The organism is Heyndrickxia sporothermodurans (assembly GCF_003055045.1).
Classification (GTDB): domain Bacteria; phylum Bacillota; class Bacilli; order Bacillales; family Bacillaceae_C; genus Heyndrickxia; species Heyndrickxia sporothermodurans.
Genome location: NZ_NAZB01000014.1, coordinates 38,601 through 61,831, shown reverse-complemented (window position 1 = coordinate 61,831; position 23,231 = coordinate 38,601). Strand labels below are relative to the sequence as shown.

The 23,231-nt window shown below is 38.0% G+C and carries 32 protein-coding genes and 1 pseudogene; 20 read left to right on the top strand and 13 right to left on the bottom strand.

Annotated features, from left to right (window positions below; genetic code table 11):
• The first annotated feature begins 8 nt into the window (after nucleotides 1-8).
• Complete coding sequence (locus B5V89_RS05670; protein ID WP_235598327.1) at nucleotides 9-440, top strand: SRPBCC family protein; 432 nt, start codon at nucleotides 9-11, stop codon at nucleotides 438-440.
• Nucleotides 441-450: 10 nt separating this feature from the next.
• Entirely contained in the window at nucleotides 451-714 is a 264-nt protein-coding gene (locus B5V89_RS05665) for a hypothetical protein (RefSeq protein ID WP_108070859.1), read from the top strand.
• A gap of 72 nt (nucleotides 715-786) precedes the next feature.
• Here B5V89_RS05665 and B5V89_RS05660 read toward each other — a convergent pair whose 3' ends face one another.
• Both B5V89_RS05660 and B5V89_RS05655 read right to left on the bottom strand, forming a co-directional pair.
• A complete protein-coding gene (locus B5V89_RS05660; RefSeq protein WP_235598328.1) occupies nucleotides 787-1,329 on the bottom strand; it encodes an integrase in 543 nt (180 codons plus the stop codon).
• Between the two features lie 86 nt (nucleotides 1,330-1,415).
• The gene (locus tag B5V89_RS05655; RefSeq protein ID WP_108070857.1) at nucleotides 1,416-1,877 is read right to left on the bottom strand and encodes a DinB family protein; all 462 of its coding nucleotides are present in this window, start codon (nucleotides 1,875-1,877) and stop codon (nucleotides 1,416-1,418) included.
• A gap of 137 nt (nucleotides 1,878-2,014) precedes the next feature.
• Between B5V89_RS05655 and B5V89_RS05650 the strand changes: the two genes are divergently transcribed.
• From B5V89_RS05650 to B5V89_RS05615, 8 genes are all read left to right on the top strand, one after another.
• On the top strand, nucleotides 2,015-2,488 hold the full coding sequence (locus B5V89_RS05650; protein ID WP_108070856.1) for a hypothetical protein: 474 nt from the start codon (nucleotides 2,015-2,017) through the stop codon (nucleotides 2,486-2,488).
• A gap of 18 nt (nucleotides 2,489-2,506) precedes the next feature.
• Nucleotides 2,507-3,001 carry a hypothetical protein gene (locus tag B5V89_RS05645; protein WP_108070970.1) on the top strand — a complete coding sequence of 165 codons (495 nt, stop codon included), beginning with the start codon at nucleotides 2,507-2,509 and terminating at the stop codon, nucleotides 2,999-3,001.
• 159 nt (nucleotides 3,002-3,160) lie between these two features.
• Nucleotides 3,161-3,736 (top strand): nucleotidyltransferase family protein, encoded by a 576-nt coding sequence (locus B5V89_RS05640; protein ID WP_108070853.1) that lies wholly within the window; start codon nucleotides 3,161-3,163, stop codon nucleotides 3,734-3,736.
• On the top strand, nucleotides 3,733-3,957 hold the full coding sequence (locus B5V89_RS05635; protein WP_108070851.1) for a hypothetical protein: 225 nt from the start codon (nucleotides 3,733-3,735) through the stop codon (nucleotides 3,955-3,957). The genes B5V89_RS05640 and B5V89_RS05635 overlap by 4 nt, the downstream gene beginning before the upstream one ends.
• A 14-nt stretch (nucleotides 3,958-3,971) precedes the next feature.
• Nucleotides 3,972-4,733 (top strand): kanamycin nucleotidyltransferase C-terminal domain-containing protein, encoded by a 762-nt coding sequence (locus B5V89_RS05630; protein ID WP_108070849.1) that lies wholly within the window; start codon nucleotides 3,972-3,974, stop codon nucleotides 4,731-4,733.
• Nucleotides 4,734-4,748: 15 nt separating this feature from the next.
• Nucleotides 4,749-5,297: a 2'-5' RNA ligase family protein gene (locus B5V89_RS05625; RefSeq protein ID WP_108070847.1), complete on the top strand. Its 549-nt coding sequence runs from the start codon at nucleotides 4,749-4,751 to the stop codon at nucleotides 5,295-5,297.
• Nucleotide 5,298: 1 nt separating this feature from the next.
• The gene (locus tag B5V89_RS05620; RefSeq protein WP_066231796.1) at nucleotides 5,299-5,763 is read left to right on the top strand and encodes a helix-hairpin-helix domain-containing protein; all 465 of its coding nucleotides are present in this window, start codon (nucleotides 5,299-5,301) and stop codon (nucleotides 5,761-5,763) included.
• Between the two features lie 245 nt (nucleotides 5,764-6,008).
• The gene (locus tag B5V89_RS05615) at nucleotides 6,009-6,695 is read left to right on the top strand and encodes a TerC family protein (protein ID WP_181294611.1); all 687 of its coding nucleotides are present in this window, start codon (nucleotides 6,009-6,011) and stop codon (nucleotides 6,693-6,695) included.
• Nucleotides 6,696-6,713: 18 nt separating this feature from the next.
• Here B5V89_RS05615 and B5V89_RS05610 read toward each other — a convergent pair whose 3' ends face one another.
• Entirely contained in the window at nucleotides 6,714-7,292 is a 579-nt protein-coding gene (locus B5V89_RS05610; RefSeq protein WP_108070843.1) for a hypothetical protein, read from the bottom strand.
• Between the two features lie 148 nt (nucleotides 7,293-7,440).
• Between B5V89_RS05610 and B5V89_RS05605 the strand changes: the two genes are divergently transcribed.
• Together B5V89_RS05605 and B5V89_RS05600 are read left to right on the top strand one after the other, a co-directional pair.
• Nucleotides 7,441-8,292: a VOC family protein gene (locus B5V89_RS05605; protein WP_107920218.1), complete on the top strand. Its 852-nt coding sequence runs from the start codon at nucleotides 7,441-7,443 to the stop codon at nucleotides 8,290-8,292.
• 39 nt (nucleotides 8,293-8,331) lie between these two features.
• On the top strand, nucleotides 8,332-8,934 hold the full coding sequence (locus B5V89_RS05600) for a nitroreductase family protein (protein WP_108070841.1): 603 nt from the start codon (nucleotides 8,332-8,334) through the stop codon (nucleotides 8,932-8,934).
• 52 nt (nucleotides 8,935-8,986) lie between these two features.
• Here the strand turns inward: B5V89_RS05600 and B5V89_RS05595 are convergent, their stop codons facing one another.
• The 3 genes from B5V89_RS05595 to B5V89_RS05590 form a co-directional block, all read right to left on the bottom strand.
• A complete protein-coding gene (locus B5V89_RS05595) occupies nucleotides 8,987-9,244 on the bottom strand; it encodes a spore coat protein (RefSeq protein WP_107920209.1) in 258 nt (85 codons plus the stop codon).
• 361 nt (nucleotides 9,245-9,605) lie between these two features.
• Nucleotides 9,606-9,872: a hypothetical protein gene (locus B5V89_RS20580; protein ID WP_280523952.1), complete on the bottom strand. Its 267-nt coding sequence runs from the start codon at nucleotides 9,870-9,872 to the stop codon at nucleotides 9,606-9,608.
• A gap of 34 nt (nucleotides 9,873-9,906) precedes the next feature.
• The gene (locus B5V89_RS05590) at nucleotides 9,907-10,713 is read right to left on the bottom strand and encodes a GerAB/ArcD/ProY family transporter (protein WP_280523951.1); all 807 of its coding nucleotides are present in this window, start codon (nucleotides 10,711-10,713) and stop codon (nucleotides 9,907-9,909) included.
• 596 nt (nucleotides 10,714-11,309) lie between these two features.
• Between B5V89_RS05590 and B5V89_RS05585 the strand changes: the two genes are divergently transcribed.
• The gene (locus B5V89_RS05585) at nucleotides 11,310-11,741 is read left to right on the top strand and encodes a DUF2935 domain-containing protein (RefSeq protein ID WP_066231961.1); all 432 of its coding nucleotides are present in this window, start codon (nucleotides 11,310-11,312) and stop codon (nucleotides 11,739-11,741) included.
• A 74-nt stretch (nucleotides 11,742-11,815) separates the two neighbouring features.
• On the opposite strand, the gene B5V89_RS05580 is transcribed toward B5V89_RS05585, so the two are convergent.
• On the bottom strand, nucleotides 11,816-12,115 hold the full coding sequence (locus B5V89_RS05580) for a hypothetical protein (protein ID WP_066231820.1): 300 nt from the start codon (nucleotides 12,113-12,115) through the stop codon (nucleotides 11,816-11,818).
• 75 nt (nucleotides 12,116-12,190) lie between these two features.
• On the opposite strand from B5V89_RS05580, the gene B5V89_RS05575 reads away from it, so the two are divergent.
• Together B5V89_RS05575 and B5V89_RS05570 are read left to right on the top strand one after the other, a co-directional pair.
• Nucleotides 12,191-12,772: a hypothetical protein gene (locus tag B5V89_RS05575; RefSeq protein ID WP_342352532.1), complete on the top strand. Its 582-nt coding sequence runs from the start codon at nucleotides 12,191-12,193 to the stop codon at nucleotides 12,770-12,772.
• A gap of 117 nt (nucleotides 12,773-12,889) precedes the next feature.
• Complete coding sequence (locus B5V89_RS05570) at nucleotides 12,890-13,639, top strand: hypothetical protein (RefSeq protein WP_108070840.1); 750 nt, start codon at nucleotides 12,890-12,892, stop codon at nucleotides 13,637-13,639.
• Between the two features lie 28 nt (nucleotides 13,640-13,667).
• On the opposite strand, the gene B5V89_RS05565 is transcribed toward B5V89_RS05570, so the two are convergent.
• The 4 genes and pseudogenes from B5V89_RS05565 to B5V89_RS05550 all read right to left on the bottom strand — a co-directional run bounded on the left by B5V89_RS05565 (nucleotide 13,668) and on the right by B5V89_RS05550 (nucleotide 16,657).
• Complete coding sequence (locus B5V89_RS05565; protein WP_066231829.1) at nucleotides 13,668-14,492, bottom strand: DODA-type extradiol aromatic ring-opening family dioxygenase; 825 nt, start codon at nucleotides 14,490-14,492, stop codon at nucleotides 13,668-13,670.
• A 99-nt stretch (nucleotides 14,493-14,591) separates the two neighbouring features.
• Nucleotides 14,592-14,753: pseudogene (locus B5V89_RS05560) on the bottom strand (hemin ABC transporter ATP-binding protein); the annotation flags it as partial.
• Nucleotides 14,754-14,826: 73 nt separating this feature from the next.
• Nucleotides 14,827-16,281: an alanine/glycine:cation symporter family protein gene (locus B5V89_RS05555; RefSeq protein ID WP_066231831.1), complete on the bottom strand. Its 1,455-nt coding sequence runs from the start codon at nucleotides 16,279-16,281 to the stop codon at nucleotides 14,827-14,829.
• 187 nt (nucleotides 16,282-16,468) lie between these two features.
• Nucleotides 16,469-16,657, bottom strand: a complete 189-nt coding sequence (locus B5V89_RS05550) for a hypothetical protein (RefSeq protein ID WP_107920214.1) — start codon at nucleotides 16,655-16,657, stop codon at nucleotides 16,469-16,471.
• A gap of 110 nt (nucleotides 16,658-16,767) precedes the next feature.
• On the opposite strand from B5V89_RS05550, the gene B5V89_RS05545 reads away from it, so the two are divergent.
• Nucleotides 16,768-17,904, top strand: coding sequence for a zinc-dependent alcohol dehydrogenase (locus B5V89_RS05545; protein WP_107920219.1), 1,137 nt, complete (start codon nucleotides 16,768-16,770; stop codon nucleotides 17,902-17,904).
• 107 nt (nucleotides 17,905-18,011) lie between these two features.
• The gene (locus B5V89_RS05540; protein WP_153017498.1) at nucleotides 18,012-18,212 is read left to right on the top strand and encodes a PspC domain-containing protein; all 201 of its coding nucleotides are present in this window, start codon (nucleotides 18,012-18,014) and stop codon (nucleotides 18,210-18,212) included.
• A 39-nt stretch (nucleotides 18,213-18,251) separates the two neighbouring features.
• On the opposite strand, the gene B5V89_RS05535 is transcribed toward B5V89_RS05540, so the two are convergent.
• Nucleotides 18,252-18,722 carry a hypothetical protein gene (locus tag B5V89_RS05535; protein WP_244913446.1) on the bottom strand — a complete coding sequence of 157 codons (471 nt, stop codon included), beginning with the start codon at nucleotides 18,720-18,722 and terminating at the stop codon, nucleotides 18,252-18,254.
• Nucleotides 18,723-19,063: 341 nt separating this feature from the next.
• A complete protein-coding gene (gene tagU, locus B5V89_RS05530; protein ID WP_066231843.1) occupies nucleotides 19,064-19,987 on the bottom strand; it encodes a polyisoprenyl-teichoic acid--peptidoglycan teichoic acid transferase TagU in 924 nt (307 codons plus the stop codon).
• 328 nt (nucleotides 19,988-20,315) lie between these two features.
• Between tagU and nagA the strand changes: the two genes are divergently transcribed.
• From nagA to B5V89_RS05515, 3 genes are read left to right on the top strand one after another with little or no spacing between them, the layout of a single operon-like run.
• Nucleotides 20,316-21,464 carry an N-acetylglucosamine-6-phosphate deacetylase gene (gene nagA, locus B5V89_RS05525; RefSeq protein ID WP_108070838.1) on the top strand — a complete coding sequence of 383 codons (1,149 nt, stop codon included), beginning with the start codon at nucleotides 20,316-20,318 and terminating at the stop codon, nucleotides 21,462-21,464.
• Between the two features lie 4 nt (nucleotides 21,465-21,468).
• Entirely contained in the window at nucleotides 21,469-22,194 is a 726-nt protein-coding gene (gene nagB / locus B5V89_RS05520; RefSeq protein WP_108070836.1) for a glucosamine-6-phosphate deaminase, read from the top strand.
• Nucleotides 22,187-22,897 carry a GntR family transcriptional regulator gene (locus tag B5V89_RS05515; protein ID WP_066231852.1) on the top strand — a complete coding sequence of 237 codons (711 nt, stop codon included), beginning with the start codon at nucleotides 22,187-22,189 and terminating at the stop codon, nucleotides 22,895-22,897. The genes nagB and B5V89_RS05515 overlap by 8 nt, the downstream gene beginning before the upstream one ends.
• Nucleotides 22,898-23,231 lie beyond the last annotated feature (334 nt).

Sequence of the window (23,231 nt, the reverse complement as noted above, 5' to 3'; positions counted from 1 at the left end):
GATTTTCCGTGAATAATGTTACGAAAATGAAAATAAACAAATCTGCAAATGAAGTGTTTGAAGCATTCGTAGATCCTGCAAAAATCGGGAAGTTTTGGTTTTCATCAAGTTCTGAAAGATGGGAACAGGGCAAAACGATTACTTTGAGATATGACGAATACGGTGCAGAAGCTAACATTAAGATTTTAGAAATAGTGAAAAATAAAAAAATCGTTTTTCAATGGGGAGAAGAGGGAAATATTGTAACAATCACTCTCCAAGAGGTGGATCAGGATGGTTCAATTATTGAGATCGTAGAAGAAGGTTTTAATGAAATTGACGATCAATTTTTAAGTCATATAATTGATAACAAAGAAGGCTGGGTGTACGTATTAACCTGTTTAAAAGGTTATTTAGAGTTTGGGATTGATCAATTGCGGGCGGGATTGGTGAAGGATTGAGGGGATAGTATTGAAAGAAAATATGCTTGCTCTGTATTTTAACATGATTTTAGGAACAATCGGAACCATCCTCGTTGCATTAACTGCATTGGGGTACCTGGTGAAAACAAATGATGGTAATGGATACATCATTATCTTTCTCGGATTTATTTTTACTATTAGTTATATCAATTTTTTAGAAAAAAGAGCGGGAGTAAGTAAAAAATTGACGTGGGTAAGAACAATTGCATCAATTGTTATCTTTTTGGCAATTTCCTATATCTACCTTTCTTGATTATTTACAATACTTTGCTTACTGCAAAAAAAGAATCAGTCATAAAAAAATCCGACTGATTCTTGTATTTCTCTATGCAATTTGTTCGCTTTGCTCGGCTAGAAGTTTGTTATAAAGAGTCAAATCTCTTTCATATAAATGATGATAAGTGGCTAAGCCTTGAGCTTTTACTTGTTCGAAGCTTTGCCAATCGACAATTGCAAACTTTTTATTCATTATTTCTGCATTCGCCCAGGCTGTCTCTTCAAAAGCAATATTCATTAAATGCTCTTCAATCAGCATGCCAAGCAGTTTGATGTCGCTATACTGTTCTTTTAGTGAATAGCTTTTTTTCATCTCAAAGATCTCAATTGTTCTTTCAAGTGAATCCATTAAAGCTTTTCGATCTACTGCATGACCTAATTCATGGATAGTCAATGCTTTTATATATGCTTCAGGTGAAATAGGTGTTTCCGCTAAGACTTCTTGGACACGTTTAACATCATAACCTACATTGTTAAAAATAAAATTATAACTCATATTTATTCCATTATTCATTTGCTTTAATTCGATATCCATTCCAACAGCATCCATCGTCGACTGTATCCATTGCTGGATTTGGTTTCTTTCTTTCACTCATTTCCCTATCTTTCTTTTTTTATTTCTATTATAGTAAGGATTTTTCCAAACGAGACCAGTATATAGTAAAAAAGATTGCATTTCTACAAAATGCATTTTTTAATATCTAAAATTGTTTGCAAATGCATGCCTTCATGAAAAATGGTTCGAATTAATACTTGTTCAATAGTGTGCATTCCCATTTCCGTTGGAGGAAATTCCTCTTCTAGTCGATCACCATATGCTTCTTTTATCGCCGCAGGTTGTTTTTTTAGTAAATTCTTCAGCTCTTCAAATGTTGGTGTCCCGGAGCTGAAGTCAGCAGGAGAGGTTCCATAGCTAAACCAGGTTTGAAATGATTCAGGAACGTCGACTTTTTCCTTTGTTACTGCCTGAATCCATAAATATTGATCAAGATAGATATGTCCAAGATTCCAACGTATGTTGTTATGAAATGCCTCTGGGATTATTTCCGCTTCTTCCGCTGATACATCTTCTAATACTCCAAGAATTTCACTTCGATAGCTTTCTAATTGATTAAATAACACTTCATGCCGTTTTTTCATCCACACCACCCCCTTTTTGTACAAGTTAAGTATTCTTCGAAAATCTTATTTTACCTGCAAAAAATGAAGGACAAGATATAAATGTATTTTCCAATAAATATGATTTATAAAGATTCATTTTTAAGGAGAATAAACGAATGTCACATAATTATCTCGAAGCGATATATACAGTTTTAGAAAAAGGAATGGCAGCAAAGGAGGTTGTTTGTTCCATTACGACTGGATTCCGATCGGTTCCCTCCATACGAACTCAGCCAGGGTTGAATCCTTATCATGCCTCTGTAGCAGATGTTGGTTATGGATTTGACGCGGTGCAAGGGACCATTGATCGAATTCGAAACGGAGAATCGATGCCTCTTGCAATGGAAATGCTTGTTTTTGATTTGGATACTCTTCGAATAAGTGCCCAACAATTACAGCCGAATTTTGAGTTAGCGGTAAAAAATGCTTCCTCGGAAGTCTACTATTTGGTTGAACTAAGCAGGGACTTAAATAGACAAATAGAGCAAAGAATTAGGGATGCAATAAGATTAGCTCAGGAGTTATTAGGGGATAAGTGGCAAGAAATCCGTTCGCGTATTGAAAATATTCAAGCGGTTCCACGGCTTTAAGGGGGGATACCTTTGGTTATGAACGATGATGAGAGACAGCGACTGCTTGACTGGTGGAACACAATGGAAGCGGCAAAACCAATGGTACGACGACTAATGTCCCTAATTACCGAGCTTCGATTACATCCACAATCAAGTCATGCCGACGGTATAATCTTATTTTACAGGGCAGCCTCGGAAGTTTCCTATGGATACGCCGGTGTGAGAGGGTGCATTAGGAGAGCATTTACAAGTGAATACGGTGAGGCCATTAGAATGAATATAGTAAATTGCCATCGTTTTGCGGATAGATTTTCAGTTGATACGAACGTTCTATTAGAACGGGTAGCTAAACAAATAACCGGGAAGGATGCGCTGCAACTAGTCCAACGAATTAGAGAAACTTTACGAGAAAATGATGTGATGCTCGAAGAAATAAATAAGAAAGCCAATGCTTTTTTTGGAAAAAATACATTCCAATCGATGAAGAAGAAAGTGAAGGAATCTAATACATTGTCGAAGGTAGATGCATGATCGGGTGTGTGGGACAAATGAAAGATCAAACATGAAAAGGACGCTATTTTAGTCATAAGGAATAGTGACCTTTTATTTTTTTGTAGGAATATTCTTCAAATTCCGTTTATTGTATATAGAGATTTTGCTATGATAGACCTATCTAGAGAATAGGAGTTTATGAATATGTTAAAAACCGAGTCAGATATTATCCGAATCATTCAAGAAGATGCATGGATGATGGCTATTTTACATGCGGCAAAGACGTTAGATTTGCCTGATTGGTGGGTGTGTGCCGGGTTTGTTCGATCGAAAATTTGGGACACGCTCCATCGGTTTTCCGAACGAACACCGTTGGCTGATGTGGATGTCATTTACTTTGATCCTTCGTTTGTAGATGAATGTGTGGAAAAGATGTTGGAAGACAAGCTTAGAGAGATTCTTCCGAATGTACCGTGGTCAGTGAAAAACGAGGCAAGAATGCATTTAGTGAATAACATCCCACCGTATACTTCATCCGTAGATGCGATTTCAAAATTTCCAGAAACGGCCACTGCTTTAGGAGTCAAACTGAATGAACATGATGATGTCATTTTAACGGCCCCTTGTGGGATAGGGGATGTACTTGCTATGGTTGTGAAACCAACTCCGTATTTTTCCGAAAATGAGGAGAGAAAGAAAGTTTTTGAAACACGCGTTATAGAGAAGAATTGGGGAGCAGTTTGGAATAAGGTGTTAATTGGAGGAAAACTATGAAATTAGTTGGGTGGATACTGATAAGTACATTATTAGGATATGGACTTTTTGCGCTTGGTCCCTTATTAGGTGGATTTATAGCTTTCGGAATAGTCGTCGGATGTATTTTTCGAGGCTTGGCTTTATTAAAAGAAGTGAACCAAAGGTTAACTGTTTTGGTACCTGATAAAGATAAGGTAACCGAAGCGTATGAAAAATATATTAATGAGAAAAACGCATAGATTGGAGGAATAGGATGCTTACATTCCCAGTACCTACAACAAGAGAAGAAAAGTTCAACATGATGAACGAGATAAAAGATCGGTTGCTATCGAAACATGGAACGAAAATTTTAGCTATTGGCGTATATGGTTCAATCGGACAAGAAAAGGATGGACCATATTCAGATATTGAAATGCATGTAGTATTGGAAGACGGAATCCAGCTAGAGGGTCATGAGTTTATCTATGATAAGTTTAAAATTGAAATCGGTATGGATCAAAAAAAGGATATTTTTAAAGAAGCTGCAGAAATTGATGAATCCTGGCCGATTAAAGCAGGTTCTTTTGTACATATTACTCCTTTATATGATCCAACGAATCTATTTGAGGAATTGAAAAAGATGCCATTTCAAGCTTCTGATTCTGTTTTTAAAGAAGTGATGAGGGAATTTATGATTTGGGAACCTTATGAGACGGTAGGTAAACTGAGGAACAATTATATGAGTGGAAATTTTGGCTATTTGACTTTAGGAGCGAAGGATTTAGTTTGGCAAACAGCGAAGCTTATTGGACTTGCGAATAGGAAGTTTTTTACAACAAGGGCAAGGACGTTTGAAGAATCCTTGTTAATGGAGTCCAGGCCAGCAGGCTATAATGAACTAGTGCGAAAAGTGATGGCTGGAACGCTAGAAGACAAGGAGTATATATATCAATTATGTGAAAAATTGTGGACAGGTTTGAATGAATGGTTTGCGGAGTTAGGAATTGAGTACAAGGTACAGGAGTTACCTTTTTAAAAAAGAGGTGTGAAGATGTATGGGATTGTAGCGCATTTTGATCAAGAGACAGAGGAATATATTAAAACGATATGGAAAGAACTAAGTGAATTATCGATATCTTCATACGCGGAGGAAGTACGAAATCGAAGACCTCATCTTACGTTGGCTAGTTATAATGAGTTAGATGAAGATAAGTTTATTCGAAAGTTTGCTGATTTTTATAGAAGCAAGTTTGAACTATCGGTTGAAATAGGTTCATTAGGTACATTCATGAATACTGGATTGCTATTTTTAGCACCAACGCCATCCATTGAATTACTAGAATTTCATGATAGATATCATCGATCTTTTGCAGACTTCGCCGATCTTTCGGATTCATTGTATCTTCCAAATAAGTGGGTACCGCATTGCACATTAGCGAATCGTTTGAGTTTGGAGAAACTAAAGGAAGCTTTAGTTTATTGTTCGCAACGAATGGGAAAAATTCAAGCAAAGATATGCGAGGTTTCAATTATCAAAATGGTCGACCGTATGACAGTTCCAACAATACATACGTGCTATTTAAAGGAGGAGAGGAGGTAAAATGAAGAAAAAAACGCCGAAGCTTATGTTAACGGAAGTGGAGAGGGAAGCATTACGGAAAAATAAAATTCGTCTTCATGAAATAGCGGATATAGATGTAGGGGTTTTGCACGATCTATTAGGTGGAACATTGGAACGAGCAAAAGAGCTAAAAGCCTCGGCGGAGTTTCAAATGATTCCATCTATTGGTCCAAAATTTTCAGAGGATCTGATGAAGATTGGCTTTTTCAGCTTAGATGAGTTAAAAGGAAATGATGGTGCCGAATTGGTTGATAGAATGGAACAATTTTACGGAGTCTGGCTGGATCCTTGTGTTGAGGATCAATGTCGGTTAGTTGTGCATTATGCGGAGCAACCTAGTAGTACGAAACAATGGTGGGATTTTACCGAGGAGCGAAAACAGTATCGTGCGAAATATGGGTATCCGAGTAATCGCCCTGCTAAATCGTGGAATGAAGTTGAATAATATTTGAAGGCTGCTCGTATTGAAGCGGCTTTTTTTGTGTCTAACATGATTTTGATCCACAAATGAGATTCTATGATCCACAAACCGATTTCTATGCGTCGCAAATTCAACTTTATGATCCACAAACTGAAAAATTGACCTCCGATAGGTTGTACTTTTTTCTAAATCTATTGAATACTTATAAATTGATGCTGTCCAACAAAAAAATATCGTCTTTAATAATTCAGAAGAAAGGAGGCGATCGGGTGCACGATTTTTTTAAGGTGTTTTTCATCAATTTGGTATGTGATATTGATAATATGCTTATTTTGGGAGCGATTTTGCGGAGACATTCTTATTTGAATATGACGATACCTGCTGCGATTGTTCTGACTTTCATGCGGACGGTTTACGTCATTTTGATTAACGAAGGGCTATCGGGTGTCCCGCTATTTCAATTGCTTACAGGACTTATTTTGCTTTTTATTGCATTTAAAGTGGTTACTATGACCATTTCAGGGGAGGATTTACTTTCACGAAATTCAACCCGTTCTCCTAAATCAACAGTGAAAATTTTATTGCTTCTTATGGGTACTGACTTTTTGATTAGTTTGGATAGTGTATTTGTAATTTCAGGAATTTCGCAAACCATTTTCCCCGTGGCTACCGGCATTTTTGGCAGTTTGATGATTTCATTGCTTTTTATGTCAATCATTATTAGGCTAGCGAAAGCTTTTTTTTGGATCAATATTATTGCGGGTGGTTTTATTGCTCAGAATGCAATGATTGGAATGAGTAAAGATCCATGGTTGTCGAATTGGATCACCAAGATTAATCAGTCTTTTCCGAATGTAAGTATCGTAAATATTGCGGCCAATGGGGCCGTCATTCTCATTGTTGTGATTGGGGTGTATTCTTATATTAAGCATCATCGCATTATCATTGAGAGGTAGGCATCGAACTAAGGATGCCTACTTTATTTTGCTTTTTATTGGTATTACCTTTTCTAGGCGGTAAAAATAGCCTTTTCCAACTTGCCATGTGTTCGGAATTGCTTTTTTCGGTGCATTAAGTCGCAGTCGTACGGTTGCTAGGGAGGTCAGACCTCCATCGACATAGAGAAATCCTTGGTTTCGCTTCGATATGTATTTCTGATGTAGCTTTGGATCACGAGTGCCGATGTATTCCGAAAAATAATTTAAACTTTCTTTCAAAATTTTAAAACCGATGGATAATTCTTTTTTTACATTATTCAAAGATAATTTTATATCATCTGGAAGTGTGGAAGGGATGTTTAGTCCAGCTAAACGTTCTGATCCTTCGATAAACTTATTTTTCGCAGAGGTGATCATCGTATATAATTCTTCCTCGTTTATTTCTTCATTAAAGGTACTCAATGGTTTAATACTAGTTGCTATGATTTCAAAGATATTTTTTTCAAATTGCAAATATCCTTGAAGTGTGGGATCTTCCTTTTTTTGTGCAAAAGAGAAGGCGGGAATCGAAAGATGAATACATATTAGTAATAGGATAGCTATGTATTTACGCATAAAGTGAAGTCCTTCCTACATCTTTTTTATTAGTATGTGACGAAGCATAATATTTATGTATTTTTAATTACTTGACTAATGTAAGTATAAAAATTATAATAACTTACATAAAGTAACCTATTTTCTTCATCTAGGAGGTACTATCATGATGGGATTCCATCAACCACCACATACATTTGTTGGTCAAGTCGATTTGAAGGTTTCCGATTTGGAACGTTCATTACAATTTTATCAAGAGATTATTGGCTTTCAAATTTTAAAGCAAGTAGATAAAAAGGCGCTATTAACAGCCGATGGAATAACACCATTGCTATCGATTGAGCAACCGGAAGATAGTACCCCGAAACAAGCGAGAACAACGGGGCTTTATCATTTTGCCATTCTATTGCCTGATCGTTCTGATTTAGCCGCTGTTTTACAGCATTTACTCCAAACAGGCTACCCATTACAAGGAGCATCCGACCATCTTGTCAGTGAGGCGCTTTACCTAGCGGATCCGGATGGGAATGGAATTGAAATTTATTCTGATCGGAATCCATCTACATGGGAATGGAAAAATGGCGAGGTGACCATGACAACGGAAGCATTGGATGTCCGTGGTTTGCTTGCAGAAGGACGAGGAAAGCAGTGGGTGAGACTTCCGGAAGCGACATTGATGGGTCATATTCATTTGCATGTATCCGAATTGCAAAAAACGGAGGAGTTTTATTGCAAAGGTCTTGGCTTTGATGTAGTTACGAGATATGGAGGCCAAGCGCTCTTCATTTCGACGGGTGGCTATCACCATCATATCGGATTAAACACGTGGGCTGGAATAGGCGCACCGAAACCGGCAGAAAATAGTGTGGGACTAAAATGGTTCACTCTTATGTTACCAAGTGAAAATGCAAGAAGAAAAGTAATCAAGCAACTTCAAGGAATAGGTGCATTAGTTGAAGAGAAGGATGGTAGTTACTTTACAGAAGACCCTTCAGGGAATCGGATAAAATTAATGAGTTAAGCAAAACTATTTTTAAAAGACAACAAGGAGACGAAATTTATGAACAAAAATGATTTTTATACAGCAATTGAAAATAGACGTTCGATTTATGGAATCAGCAGTGAAGCGGTAGTTTCAAATGAAAGAATTCAAGAAGTCATCAATCATGCGGTAAAGCATACACCTTCATCATTTAACTCTCAAACAGCAAGAGTAGTTGTGTTAACAGGTGAAAGCCATACAAAATTATGGAACATCACAACAGAAACACTTAGAAAAATTGTTCCAGCTGAAAACTTTGGTCCAACTGAAGACAAAATGAATGCTTTCGGCAGTGGTTACGGTACTGTATTATTCTTTGAAGATAATAGTGCAATAGAAGGATTGCAAAAACAATTCCCATTATATGCTGAAAATTTCCCAATTTGGTCATTACAATCAAACGGAATGCTTCAACATGTTATCTGGACATCTCTTGAGGTAGAAGGATTCGGTGCATCATTACAACATTACAATCCATTAATTGACGATGAAGTGAAAAAAGAATGGAACATCCCAAGTGATTGGAAGCTTCTTGCTCAAATGCCATTCGGTAAACCAACAGCACCAGCGGGTGAAAAACAATTTGCTCCATTGGAAGATCGTGTGAAGTTTTATAACTAATAAATTAAGCATACAGGTGATTACCTGTATGCTTAAAATATTCATAAGGTAACTAGCGATAATAATGGCCATAACCATGATGGTGATGGTAAGGGAAACCACCATAGCCATGATGATACCCATAGCCCCAGCCACCGTAGCCAGGGTAACCGCCGTAACCACCGTAACCTGGAAAACCGCCATAACCGCCGTAACCACCATAACCCGGAAAACCGCCATAACCATGGAAACCGCCGTAACTCGGGAAACCACCATAACCGGCAAAGCCACCCATGCCCGGATATGCTCCATATCCAAATTGTCTCATCATTTTCTATCTCCTCCTCAAAAATGGTACACAATAGGGTATGTGTCTATTTTTGAAAAGGTATAGATGAATGCCTATAATTTAGTTGGTTAGGGAGATATAAAATCTTCGCATTGCCCGTTCGGTTTCACGTACTGAGATATTGGGTCACAAAAGAGAATAGGAAATCCGATTATTAAGGTTTATGCGGACACTGGGTTCGTAATTCAAGATCAAAAATAAAGGAATCGGTGACCGCAAATTGTTATATTCTACTTCTCAAAAAGTACAGTAATTAGTGTTTTTAGTATAATTGATAATGATTTTCAATTTCAATTAAAAAGAAAAGACTTTTTTCACAATTTTGTTGTTAAAAAAGTCTTGCTCAAGTTTTACGTTGATACCCTTTTGCTTTCACCTTTTTAGCCAACCAAACAAGAACTATGAGGAAAGGAATATAAATAAAGTTAATCAAGAAGCCTAAGTGGCCAAATACATTATTTAATATGTCAATTTGCTGGCGCGTTTTTAGGAAGGGGACGATAATTATTGGAATGGCACATAGAATAAAGACCCCTTTTTTTTGGGTAATTTTAAAAGTTTGTTTTATTAATCTGCTTCCACACCATAAGGCAAGAGCTGTATTAGGCAATATAATTAAGCACCAATTAGCAATTCCTATATATTCATTCAAAACGCTCGACAACAGGTAAGTGAACAATTTTCCAAGTGGTTAATGTTGGCCAGATATATTTTTGTAACATTCCTTCACTAAAATAGCCGAATGTCAAAACCGCTGTATATAAAAACATTATTAATGATACTAAAAGTGCAAGATAAGCCCATTTTTTTGATTGATTTGTGTTTTTTACAAAAGGGCTGTAGATAAGAAATGCCTCATACCCCATATATGTGAGAGACATTTGGTGGGAAGCAAGAATAATATCTTTCATTGAATGATCAAATATTGGTAAAAAGTGATGAAAATCTGCATATTCAAATGTATAGCTAAACAAAATGAGTAAGTAAGAGGGAAGAGCTACACTAAAAAACATCATACCGACCACTGTTCGAAATCCACCAAAAACGATATACATACAAAGCGATAAATAGATAAGCGTAAAAATAAATACATTTAAATCTTCAAAGATCCACACTTGAATAATTTCTGTATAGGTTCGAAGAATGGTTATGATGTAGAGCAGAAAGTAAGAAATAAATAATAGGTTAAATGCTTTGCCAAGTAATTTCCCAAAAATAAATTGATGTGTTTCAGCAAGGTCTTGTTTTCCAATTTCTAAAATTTTATAAATCATCCACATTATCATCATTGTTGCTATTCCGGCTAAAATAACCGAGATCCATGAATCGTAACCAGCTTTTTTAGCAATTAACCGCTGGAATCCTAGTATGCCAATTCCGAATTGCATTCCATGAATAGTAAAAAAGGTGAGTGATGGTGAAACTTTTCGGTTTTCTGGAACTGTCTGCATAGTAAGACCTCCGACAATATATGAGAAATTAGATGTTAAATGTTTCGTTTCTTGCGTTTTTATCTGCCAAAGGTTCCTTTTCAGTAACCATCGCCGCATACGAGTACTTCTTCTATCCAATAGATTGCTTTCGAGTTGGGGGTTCGCTCATCCTACATCTTAATACGAAGAAACCAACTCCAAATACTAAACAGAAATACAATCCTTTTTATTCCACTAAGTGATAATATCCCCATTTAAGAATGAATTATAATTGAATACCATAAAAATCTCCCCAACCATCCCAAAAAGTACCTAACACCGAATTGATAATGTGCAAAATAGTTGCGTTCAACAAATAAAGTACCTGACACCAATATGCGATGGTGCAAAAAAGTTGCGTGCTTCCAATAAGGTACCTGACACTGAATTGGTAGTACGCAAAAAAGTTGCTACCAGCAAATAAAGTACCTGACACCAATCTGTGTATGTGCAAAATATTTGTGCCGATCAAATAAGGTGCCTGACACCAAATTAGTGATACCAAATTTGGTTCTTTTCGTTGTGGTGTTTTAATAAGATTTATATAGGGATAGATTGTGGAGGGGGTGATGGGGTTGCGTTATTATTATGGGAATTCGATGCCGCTTAGGGTGTTGGATGAGTGTGAGTTTTGGAAGGAGCAGGAGGAGGAGCATACGATTGTCATTCGAGAGTTGGTAAAGGACTTAGAGGATGAGTATGTCGATGCTTTGTTGGCGTGGGAGCAGGCATTTGCCGAGACGCATAGCCGGGTTGTCGCATTTATCGAAACGACCATTCGTATGACGGGGACCTTTACGTATGAGTTGTACCGTGATTTAACGACACTCGTTTCTTTTTGCTTGGAACAAAGTAACCAATTTATTGCCTTTTGTAACCAACTCATTCAAGAGAGTGAACCAGTCAAAAATAATCCAACAGTGAAAGTAGTTATGAGACATATAATAGATGAATCCGAATATTTCGTAGGCATTGCGCAAGCAGTCCTGTATAGTAAATCGATATAATTAGCAATAAAACACGCTTGGAGAATGATGGACCCAAGCGTGTTTTTCCTTTTTATTATATGATCTTCAAAATCCTACATAACAGAACGTATATAAGTGTTTATTAACGCCATCACAACAATCACCAAAACAAAATAACCTCCGCTAACCCTTCTATTCCTCTTATGAAAAAAGTATCCTACGATGCTTTCAGTCATTCGACAAACAATTAAGACTAAAATAAGTAATAAAATAACCCAATACCAATGTCTCGCACCTAATTTGAGGATTGGTGTAGATGCGCTTACTACAAGCAGACCTATACATAAAGTAATAAGTTCAATCAAATCCTGTTTTCTACGTTTAAATAACCATTGAAATACTTTCCTGACCATAAAGCTCCCCCATATTCAACGTGTGAATGTTCACAACCTATATACTTATTTTAACATATAATGGAAGTGAACTTCTTGACTATTTTAATAAGCAAAGAAAAAATTATAACTGAGTATCGAATAGTTAACAAAAAGATGGAAAACGTAAAAAAAAGGAGCCACGATATGATTGGACTTGTTCTAGCAATAATTATCTTTAATTCTATTGCTTTTATTTTTACGAAAAAAAGGCAAACAACAAATCAAATCATCCATATAATTGTGTTTACGATTGCTTTGCAATCACTCTTTGACCATTTTATTGAATTCAAATATCATGGCTATTGGTATTTTTCAAAGAAAGTTGATTTTTCGGGACTTGTTGCTCATCTTTTTGTCGTTCCACCTGTAAATATTATGTTCCTTAAATGGTATCCTTTTCGGTCAAGCATAAAAAAGCGAATTTTATATATTGTAATATGGGAAGTAATCACGCTTACATATGAACTCATTACATTGCTGCCTGAACCATGGGGCTATTTTCATTATGGTTGGTGGAATTTAGGACATACTATCATTCTCAACCCTATTCTGTTCATTATATTGATCAAATATTATAAATGGATTGTACGAAAGGAAAAAGAAGCAGTTAAGCAATATGAAAGAGGTCTTCTATGAAAAAAAATAAAATCCCTTATCTATTACTCATGATCGTTCATCTTGGATTATTCGTCGTGACAATTATTAAAAAGAAGGACAAAAAGCCACTTCTTCTCTAATTACTCCGGCATTGGAATGGCATATGTATTTGAGTATGTTGTTTTAAATATTTTTAGAGGGTACCGCTACTATCCGAAAGTACTCAAGCGAAACCGTCTAGACTCCGTATTTGGAGCAATTGTCTCCCAAGCATTAATAGTTCCGGTTTCAGCCATTTTCATTACGTTTTTTCAATTAGGATGGGGATGGAAGATTTTTTTTACCTTACTGTACTCAGGTATTGAACAGTTGTTTATTCATCTAAAGGTTTTTAAAAATAGGTGGTGGAAAACAATTTATACGTTGATCAGTTTACCATTCTATTTTTGGCTTGTTTCAAAGTGGTCGATTTACCTTGATCAAAAGCCGAAAAAATGGATTGGATATCTCACATTATTTTTCACTTTCTGGGTCAATTACTTAAATATTAATTTTGTGTTGGTCGCTTTCTTAAAACGGATTATTTTTAAAAAAGGGTGGTCCCTACGCAAATATTATGTAAACTTTATTATCGCTCCAACTTATGGCTTCATTCAATCAATAATTGGCGTCATTGTTACTTTAAAAAATAAAAAACTAATCGGTCTTGGACTTCTGCATTTGGTGGACCAGTTATTTTATCGTTTAAAATTAATAAAAATGAAAAAATGGTCCGTATATTGCTTTCTTCCGATTCATATCGTTTTGTTACTAGTAGGAAGTATTTTTAAACAACAAATGCTTCATTTGATGTCTGAAAGTGAGTGTTCACAGCGAGAAACTAAAAAAATACAATCGCCTATCTGATAGTACACAAATTGATCCTGAAACCATGTTATTCATCATCGTCGGACGTGGAAATTTCGGCACAAATAAGTCCGAAATAAGTCGGAACTTCGTAGGAGTATAGATGAATTTTTCGAGATTCTTTTGGAATCGCCCCGGCTAAAATTAATGTTTGCCATATGCCATCGGGTTTTGCTGCTTCAATATATTCTGCATCGAACTCTGCCATTTTTTCTAATTCATTCGATCGGATGAAACCGACTACTTCTTCGTCCAACATTTCTGCAGCGGGGTCAAAACCATAAGGCCCCCTTTCATCATGGGCATGTGCCCAATCACAGCTCGCAATTAAGGCCACACGCTTACCACTATTCCGGACAACTTGGCTGATCACTTCGCCAAGTTTCACATGCAAATCGAAAGAAAGCTCACGTGATGGATTGATGACAACGATAGGAACATCCGGCATAAAAGACAGCGGAACGATGGAACCCCAATCGAGTGGAAGACAAGATATCGGACCTGCTGCCGTTCCGAAATTGATCGAGGCAATCGGAATCCCTTGTTCTGCGGCGACTTCGGTGATGGAAACGGCCAAATTGCGATCAACATACCGTTCGAGCTCATAGTATCCATCATTTTCTTCAACAAATCCGTACATTCTTTCACTATTTGTAACAGAGAAGTACCCATCAATTCGCGTTCCATGTGGAGTTAACACAATAATCGTTTCCGGCTTTGCATCTTGCATTTTTTTGCCGAGCTTTACCATACTGTTTCGCGTCAATTTCATTCGATCCGGCAATGCTCCACATAATTCAGGGATTATTTCTCCACCATGCGGGGCAATGCAGGCAAACACAAATGGATTCATCCTCATCACTCTTTCACGAATATATATTTACCATTACTATTCGTCAAAAAATCGTAAACTCCTTTAATATAAGTCAGAAAATTGGGATTCCTCAAATTTTTAGGCACCAATTTCAGATAATTTTCCATCTTCAATATAGACGATGCGATTGCATAGATCCAGCATGCGTTTATCGTGGGTTACCATGACAGCTGCTTTTTGACTGCGTTTTACTTCATCAGCGAGCATTTCGACAACGGTCCGGCCACGTTCGGAATCCAAGACTGGCAGGGATTATTTTAACAGAAAAAGGTCTGCCCATTATAAAAGGACAGACCTATATATGTGTGTTCGTTTAACTAACTTCCTTTTTATCTCCTTTTTTTGCTTCAACCCAGTAGTCTGCATTTTTAATACCGAGCACTTCTGGGTCAAAAACAGGGTCTTTCCCAGCTTTTTTCTGTCGCTCGTAATCTTTTAAAGCGACGAGTGCAGGTTTCATGAGTATCACGACGGCGATAATATTTAGCCATACCATGATTCCAAGTCCTGTATCCCCGAAAGCCCAAGCGACTTTGGATGTTTTTACACATCCATAGAATACAGCAGCAATGCTTACAAATTTGATTAGCAAAATTGCCCAACGATTATTTTTTCCACGTGTTAAATATGCGACATTTGTTTCAGACATATAGTAGTAAGCCATGATTGTTGTGAAAGCAAAGAAGAATAAGGAAATCGCAACGAATCCGGCTCCGAAACCAGGCAGGACACTTTCAACTGCTGATTGTGTATATTGCGGACCAGGGTCAGCTGTTCCCATTTTATTGTAAAGATAGGTTCCATCAGGAGCTTTTGTACTAAACATACCTGTGAAAAGAATCATTAATCCAGTTGCAGTACAAACGAACCATGTATCAATATATACAGAAAATGCTTGCACTAACCCTTGTTTTGCTGGATGGGATACTTCAGCGGCACCAGCTGCATGGGCACCAGTTCCTTGTCCTGCTTCGTTGGAATAGATTCCCCGCTTGACTCCCCAAGCAATTGCGGAACCAATCAATCCACCAAATGTTGCATCTGCACCAAAGGCACTTTTAAAAATCTGTGCAAATACAGCGGGAACTTGATCGATATTTATGAAGACGATAATCAATGAAACAAGAATGTATCCAAGTGCCATGAATGGTACAACGAATTGGGCAACACCAGCAATTCTTTTTACCCCGCCAAAAATAATAATTCCAAGTAAAACAGCAATAATTACGGCCGTAACCATTTTGTGCATCCCAAAGGCATTTTCTAAACCTTCAGCAATCGCATTTGCCTGTACACCAGGCATAAGGAAAGTAAGGGAAATGATTGTGGCAATGGCAAAAACAATACCGTACCATCTCATTCCAGTCCCTTTTTCAATGTAGTACGCAGGTCCCCCGCGGTACTCGCCGTCTTGCTTCACTTTGTAAATCTGTGCCAAAGTCGACTCTACATAAGCAGTTGCTGCACCAACAAAGGCGATTAGCCACATCCAGAAAAGAGCTCCTGGTCCCCCTAAACCAATCGCAGTTGCAACCCCGGCAATATTTCCTGTTCCAACACGTCCTGATAATGCAACTGATAATGCTTGGAACGAAGAAATCCCTGCTTCAGAGCTCTTTCCTTTAAACATTTGTGCTAGCATGTCCTTGATGAGCCGCACTTGTAAAAAGCGGGTCGAAAGTGAGAAAAACAACCCGACCAAGATACAGATGATGATGAGCGGCGGACTCCATAGAACATCATTTAACCAACCGACAAACTTATCCATCCTTTACCCCCTGAATGTATTTGTAGGCGAAAAATTTCTCCCCTCGCCTAAATTATAGAATAATTCAAAAAATAGAACAATCCTAAAATTGAAATTATTTGGTTTATTAATTTTTTATATCATAGGTCGCAAGGGAAATATCATTTTGTTTCATAGCTAATCGAATTGACAGAGCAAGTTTGGAAAATCAGAATTTATGCGGATTTTTTACTTTGATGGAAGAAACTTCGCCACAATTTTTGCAGAAGGTAAAAATGAGTGGGGAGCTCTTGCCCAAAATTTTATCTACTTCGGTAAGACTTGAATAGCCGTTTCCTAATTTTCCTTGGACGAACTCTTTTTGTCCGCAAACTTTGCATGGTTGTTGGTTTTCCACCTTCATCACCTCTTTGTTTAGTTTCCTTTTATACGTTGAATTTTATTGGAAGGTTTCGTGTGTTTTATGGGCATGCTAACAGTAAAAATTGTGAAGGGATGTCGATGTTGGTGAAAGCCGTAACGTATCAAGGAATTAAAGATGTAAAGGTAAAAGATGTGCCAGAGCCGACGATCCATAAAGCCGATGATTTAATTGTGAAGATAACGAGTACGGCCATTTGTGGGTCCGATTTGCATCTTGTGCATGGAATGATTCCGAATATGCCACATAATTATATTATTGGGCATGAGCCGATGGGAATTGTGGAAGAAGTGGGTCCGGATGTGACGAAAGTGAAAAAAGGGGATCGGGTCATTGTTCCGTTTACTATTTCTTGCGGTCAATGTTGGTTTTGTCAGCATGAGTTAGAAAGCCAATGTGATCAATCCAATCCGCACGGGGAGGCGGGGGCGTATTTTGGCTATTCGGAAACTTTTGGCGGGTATCCTGGGGGGCAAGCGGAATATTTGCGCGTTCCATTTGGTAATTTTACGCCGTTTGTTGTGCCGGAGAATTGCGAGTTAGAGGATGAGAAAATTCTGTTTCTCTCCGATATTATTCCAACTTCTTATTGGGGTGTTGATAATGCGGGGGTGAAGGAAGGCGACACAGTGATTGTACTTGGATGTGGTCCGGTTGGACTTTTAACACAGAAGTTTGCCTGGATGAAAGGCGCCAAACGAGTGATTGCTGTCGACTATATTGGGTATCGTTTGGAGCATGCCAAGAAAACCAATCATGTGGAGGTTGTGGATTTTAGTAAAATCGATCATACGGGTGATTATTTAAAGGAGCTGACAAAAGGCGGGGCGGATGTTGTTATTGATTGTGTCGGATTAGATGGGAAAAAGTCAGCGATGGAAATGATTGGGTCTGCGCTAAAGCTGCATGGCGGAACGATGAGTGCGATTGTTATGGCTGCTCAATGTGTTAGAAAGGGCGGAACGATCCAATTAGTCGGTGTATATGGGGAGCGATATAATCAGTTCCCGCTGGGTGACTTATTTTCTCGCAATATTACGCTGAAAATGGGGCAGGCCCCAGTCATCCATTACATTCCAGACCTATACAAACAAATAACCGACGGGCGACTTGACCCAACCGACATCATCACCCACCGCCTCCCACTCGACCAAGCCGAATACGGCTACTCCGTATTCGACGAAAAACAAGACAACTGCATTAAAGTCATCCTCAAACCATAAAAAGGTGTCAGGCACCGTTTATGCAAAAATGGGCATAAATATTCGAAAAAATGAATAAATGGTGCCTGACACCTGAAGTAGTTTATAAAAAAGGGGGGGAGCTCGTCTTGAGTGTAAAAAGATTAACGAAATCGACAACGGATAAAAAAATAAGTGGTGTATTAGCTGGGATAGCTAATTATTTTGAGGTAGATTCAACTTTGATCCGATTAGGATTTATTATCCTTTGCTTAGTCACAGCTATCGTTCCGTGTTTAATTGCTTACTTGATTGCAGATTGGATGATTCCGAAGGATACGGAAATATAATCTATTTTCTTCTAGCTTTTTCGGCATAGAGCCCCGTTATTACTTGACTTTAATCACAAATGCATAAAAGGCGTCTCCATTAGACACATTCTTTTCCTTTTCGTCCATCCACCATACACCGTAAGAATAATAATAAATGCCTTTTTCATTCGGTGCAAAAAAGCTGTTGTCTTTAACGGGGATTTCTATTGAATTGTTTTTATTTATTTGCTCAATGTGAATTTCATTAGGCTTTGGCTCATAATCCATTTTGAATGTTATTTTTTCACCGGGATGCACGTTGACTGGTTTTTGATCCTTTAAAAGTTCAACAGGTCCAACTTTATCAACACACTCACCTTTGCCTTTATGATGCCAACAATACGTACCTAACGTTGTTTCGTATGATTTATTACCGATTTCGATGGTTGATTTTGGAGGTTTGTTTACTGACATACCGTTGTTGCTCGAAATGTTCGAACAGCCCATTACGCTTATAACTAACAGTAGAACACCTAACCACTTAAACATCAAACCCACTCCTTTTTAGAATAGACGTTTATAGTTTATATAAGGTTACAATTACGTAATTACTTTACACCAAACTGTCTTTTACTTTTGTATATGAAGATGGAAAAGGAGCAAATAATGAACGATGCAAAATTGGAAAGCAGTGAATAAACTGTTTCAGTGGCGAAGGCAATGAAACGAATTAAATAAAAAACCAATTATTAAAAGCGAAACGTGTCCCCAATGATAATTTACACACAAAAACCGCATAAATAAACAAAAAATGCATAAAAGGTGTCAGGCACCTTTTATGCATTTTCTTGAGTAATTATTTAGGATTTTGTATATTTGGTGCCTGACACCTAAAGTTCTAGGTGTTGTTTGAGGCGGTTGTGTGCTTTTTGTTTTTCGTCTTGTGGGACGATGTAGTAGTAGATTCCGCCGATTTTTGTTCCTTGGCCTTTGAGTTGGAATTGTTCGATTTTGTGTCGTGCGTCTTTATAGTATTTTTGAATGGACATCATTTCATCAAACGTTAGATTTGTTTCAACGTTCTTCCCGAGTGTTTCAAACACGTCGTTATATTTTGTTAGAGCAGAAACACTTGCCCCTTTACTGATGACGCCTTGAATAACTTGTCGTTGCCGATCATTCCGCCCAAAATCTCCACGTGGATCTTCTTTTCTCATGCGGACGAAGGCGAGGGCCTTCTTCCCATCTAAATTCACTTCTCCTTTAGGAAAATGATAGCCACCATAACTGAAATCCAACGTATTATTCACCGTCACGCCACCCACGGCATTAACAATGTCCTCAAAGCCTTCCATGTTCACTTTAATGTAATAATCGACAGGAATATCAAGAAATTTCTCGACTGTATTCATCGACATGGCCACTCCGCCAAAGGCATACGCGTGGTTGATTTTATCCTCCGTACCTTTACCAACAATCTCAACGCGTGTATCACGTGGGATACTTAACATTTGAACAGATTTAACAGTCGGATTGACAGTTAAAACAATCATCGTATCCGATCGGCCACGATCCCCTTTTCGTTCATCAACCCCAAGCATTAAGATCGAAATAGGATCCTTATCCTTAAATCGAATTTCTTTCTCCCTTGAACTTTTACGATCGACAGGGTTATGCATCGTATTAACAGCCTTTGTTAAGGAATGATAAATGGAATAAACATAAGCACCTGCCCCTAAAATAAGCACAAGCAAGATAATTCCAATAATTTTTCGCTTTTTCATCTTCTTCTTTTTTAAATTATTTGACCGCATAAATATGTCCTCCAAAGGGATTTTTCAACTCTATACCGATAGATTACCAAATTACTGATGAATTGTGTACCATTATTTGCAAATGCTAAATATATGTGGATATATTTAAAAATAGTCTGTTTTCGTTAAGGTTGTGTTATTAGAAAAAAACCAATGCACGTTCCCTTCCGCTCCAATCCACTCTCAGATTTCAATATTATTTAGTGTTCAATTTTAAAAAATAACTAAAAATCCTATTTGACAATCGCTTAAATAACGATCATAATAATTGGTATAGACAACTATATCAAAATATTATTTCCATTAATAAAAAAATGAGGTGAAGGCATTGGGGCAAAACATAGTAATCAATGCAAATCTATTTACCGGTGAAGAAAATATCGCCAATGGCTATTTGAGATTTGAAGATAAAAAAATCACGGAAATCGGTGATATGAATCAGTATCATCCTAAACAAGATGAAAAAGTAATCGATGCTGGCGGTAACATTGTCATTCCGGGAATGATTGATGTACATATTCATGGGGGATACGGTGTCGACGTAATGGATGCAGATCCTGATAAGCTCATCTTTTTAAGCGAACAACTTCTTCAAGAAGGAGTGACCACTTTTTTTGCGACGACAATTACCCAAGATTATCCTGCTATTGAGGCAGCACTTGCATCTGTTAAAAAAGCAACAGATATGGGTAAAACAACGATAGCAGGCGTCCATTTAGAAGGACCATTTATTTCGGAAAAAAGAGCAGGTGCACAGCCATTAGAATTTATTTCAGCACCGGATATTGATTTATTTTTACAATGGCATGAAGCTTCCGGGAAACAAATTAAGTTGGTAACATATGCACCGGAGAAAAATGGGGCACGTGAGTTTGAAGACGTCATGATTAGGAACGGAATTGTGCCTTCAATGGGACATTCAGATGCAGTACGGGAAGAACTTCTTGACAGCAAAACAACGCATGCCACACATCTTTATAACGGAATGCGCGGCCTGCACCACCGGGAAGCTGGGGTTGCTGGACATGCATTATTATCACCGCACATCCAGGCAGAAATTATTGCGGACGGAATCCATGTACATCCTGATATGGTCAACCTTACGTATAAGCTAAAAGGTGCAGAAGGAATCGTTCTCATTTCAGACGCGATGAGGGCAAAAGGCCTTCCAGATGGAGAATCGGAACTTGGCGGCCAGAAAGTATTTGTGAAAAATGGCGAATGCCGTCTCGAAAATGGATCACTTGCGGGAAGTATATTAACAATGGACCAAGCGTTCCGAAATATTATCCAATTTACCGGTTGTTCCATTGCTGAAGCGGTCCAAATGACATCCGGAAACCAAGCAAAAGAATTCGGCTTAACATCAAAAGGATTTTTGAAAAAAGATATGGATGCCGATTTTGCCATCATGAATCAAAATCTCGAAGTAATCGAAACGTATCATTTAGGAAATTCAAATAGAAAAGGGGTATAAAACTATGCAATTACACACTTATTCAACAGTAACTGATGCATCTGCAAAAGCTTTTGATATAATAAAAACTGGAATTGAAAATGGTAGTATTCACACATTAGGCCTTGCTACAGGTGGAACACCATTGAAGTTTTATGAAATATTCCGCACTTCAAAATTGGATGTCTCAAACGTATCAACGGTGAACCTAGACGAGTATGTCGGATTAAATGCAAAAGACGAAAACAGCTATCGTTATTATATGGAAAAAGAATTATTTTCTCATATGAATTTTAAAAAAACATTTTTGCCAAATGGAATGGCAGCCGATTTAGACGAAGAATGCTTGCATTATGAGGCGATCCTGCAAGATCACCCTGTTGATGTACAAATTCTTGGAATTGGTGAAAATGGCCATATTGGTTTCAATGAACCAGGCACCTCTTTCAACTCACTAACACATGTCGTTGAATTAACAGAGTCAACCCGTGAAGCGAACAAACGCTATTTTGACAAAGAAGAGGATGTACCGACACATGCGATTTCTATGGGAATCAAGTCAATTTTATCTGCAAAAAAAATTATCCTACTAGCTTTTGGTGCAAACAAAGCCGAAGCAGTGAAACAAATGATTGAAGGAGAAGTCAGTGAAGACTGCCCGGCATCTGTTTTACAAAAACATCCTAATGTAATTGTTCTTGCTGATCAAAAGGCAGCGTCATTATTAAAAGAGGGGATTGCACGTGATTAATAAGGAATCACCGATTCCAATTTATTATCAAATTCAAGAACATATCCGCGAAAACATTAACCAGCAAAAATGGGTCAAAGGGGAAGCAATCCCTTCCGAGCGCATTTTAACTGAACAATTTGGCGTCAGTCGAATGACGATTCGTCAAGCGGTTCAAGGCCTTGTCGATGAGGGAATTCTCATGCGCAAACGGGGAAGCGGAACCTTTGTCAGCAATGAAAAAGTCGAGCAACCATTAAAAGAAATTACGAGCTTTACAAAACTTATGGAACAACGCGGAATGAAGGCGAGCAGCAAAATTACCTTGTTCAGCGTTCGAAAACCGAATGAGGTTGAAGCAGAAAAGCTGCAAATTGATATTGAAGCAGATGTCTACCATATCGAACGAATCCGTTTAGGTGACGAAATCCCAATTGCGATCGAAACATCCATCGTTCCATGTTCTATCGCAGAAGGGCTGAAAGAGGAAGATATTCAACATTCCCTTTACGAATTCATCGAGGTAAAAAAAGGCTATCAACTCGGAGACGCCAAACAATCAATTGAAGCGATCGGTGCGACAGAGCGCATCTCCAAACTGCTCGATGTCCCTATCGATTCTCCTATTCTTCAAATCGAACGCGTTGCCAACCTGCGATCGGGCACCCCATTAGAATACGTCCGATCACAATATGCTGGCGGCCGATTTAAATTTTATTTATAAATAGTAGGATAAGAACATGCGACCGTATTTGGAAAGGTTGCATGTTCTTTTTGATAGGAGTGTGACGTAGAAAAATTGTTTTTTACTATTTCGGCCATGATGGGGATTGAATGCAAAAGAAGATGCGGGAACTTGATAGTAGGAAAGGTGAAGCGAAGTGCCCGAACCGGCCGGAAGCGGGAACTTGAAAGTTGGAAAGGTGAAGCGAAGTGCCCGAATCCGCTGGATACGAGAACTTGATAGTAGGAAAGGTGAAGCGAAGTGCCCGAATCGGCTGGAAGCGGGAACTTGATAGTAGGAAAGGCGAAGCGAAGTGCCTGAATCGGCTGGATAC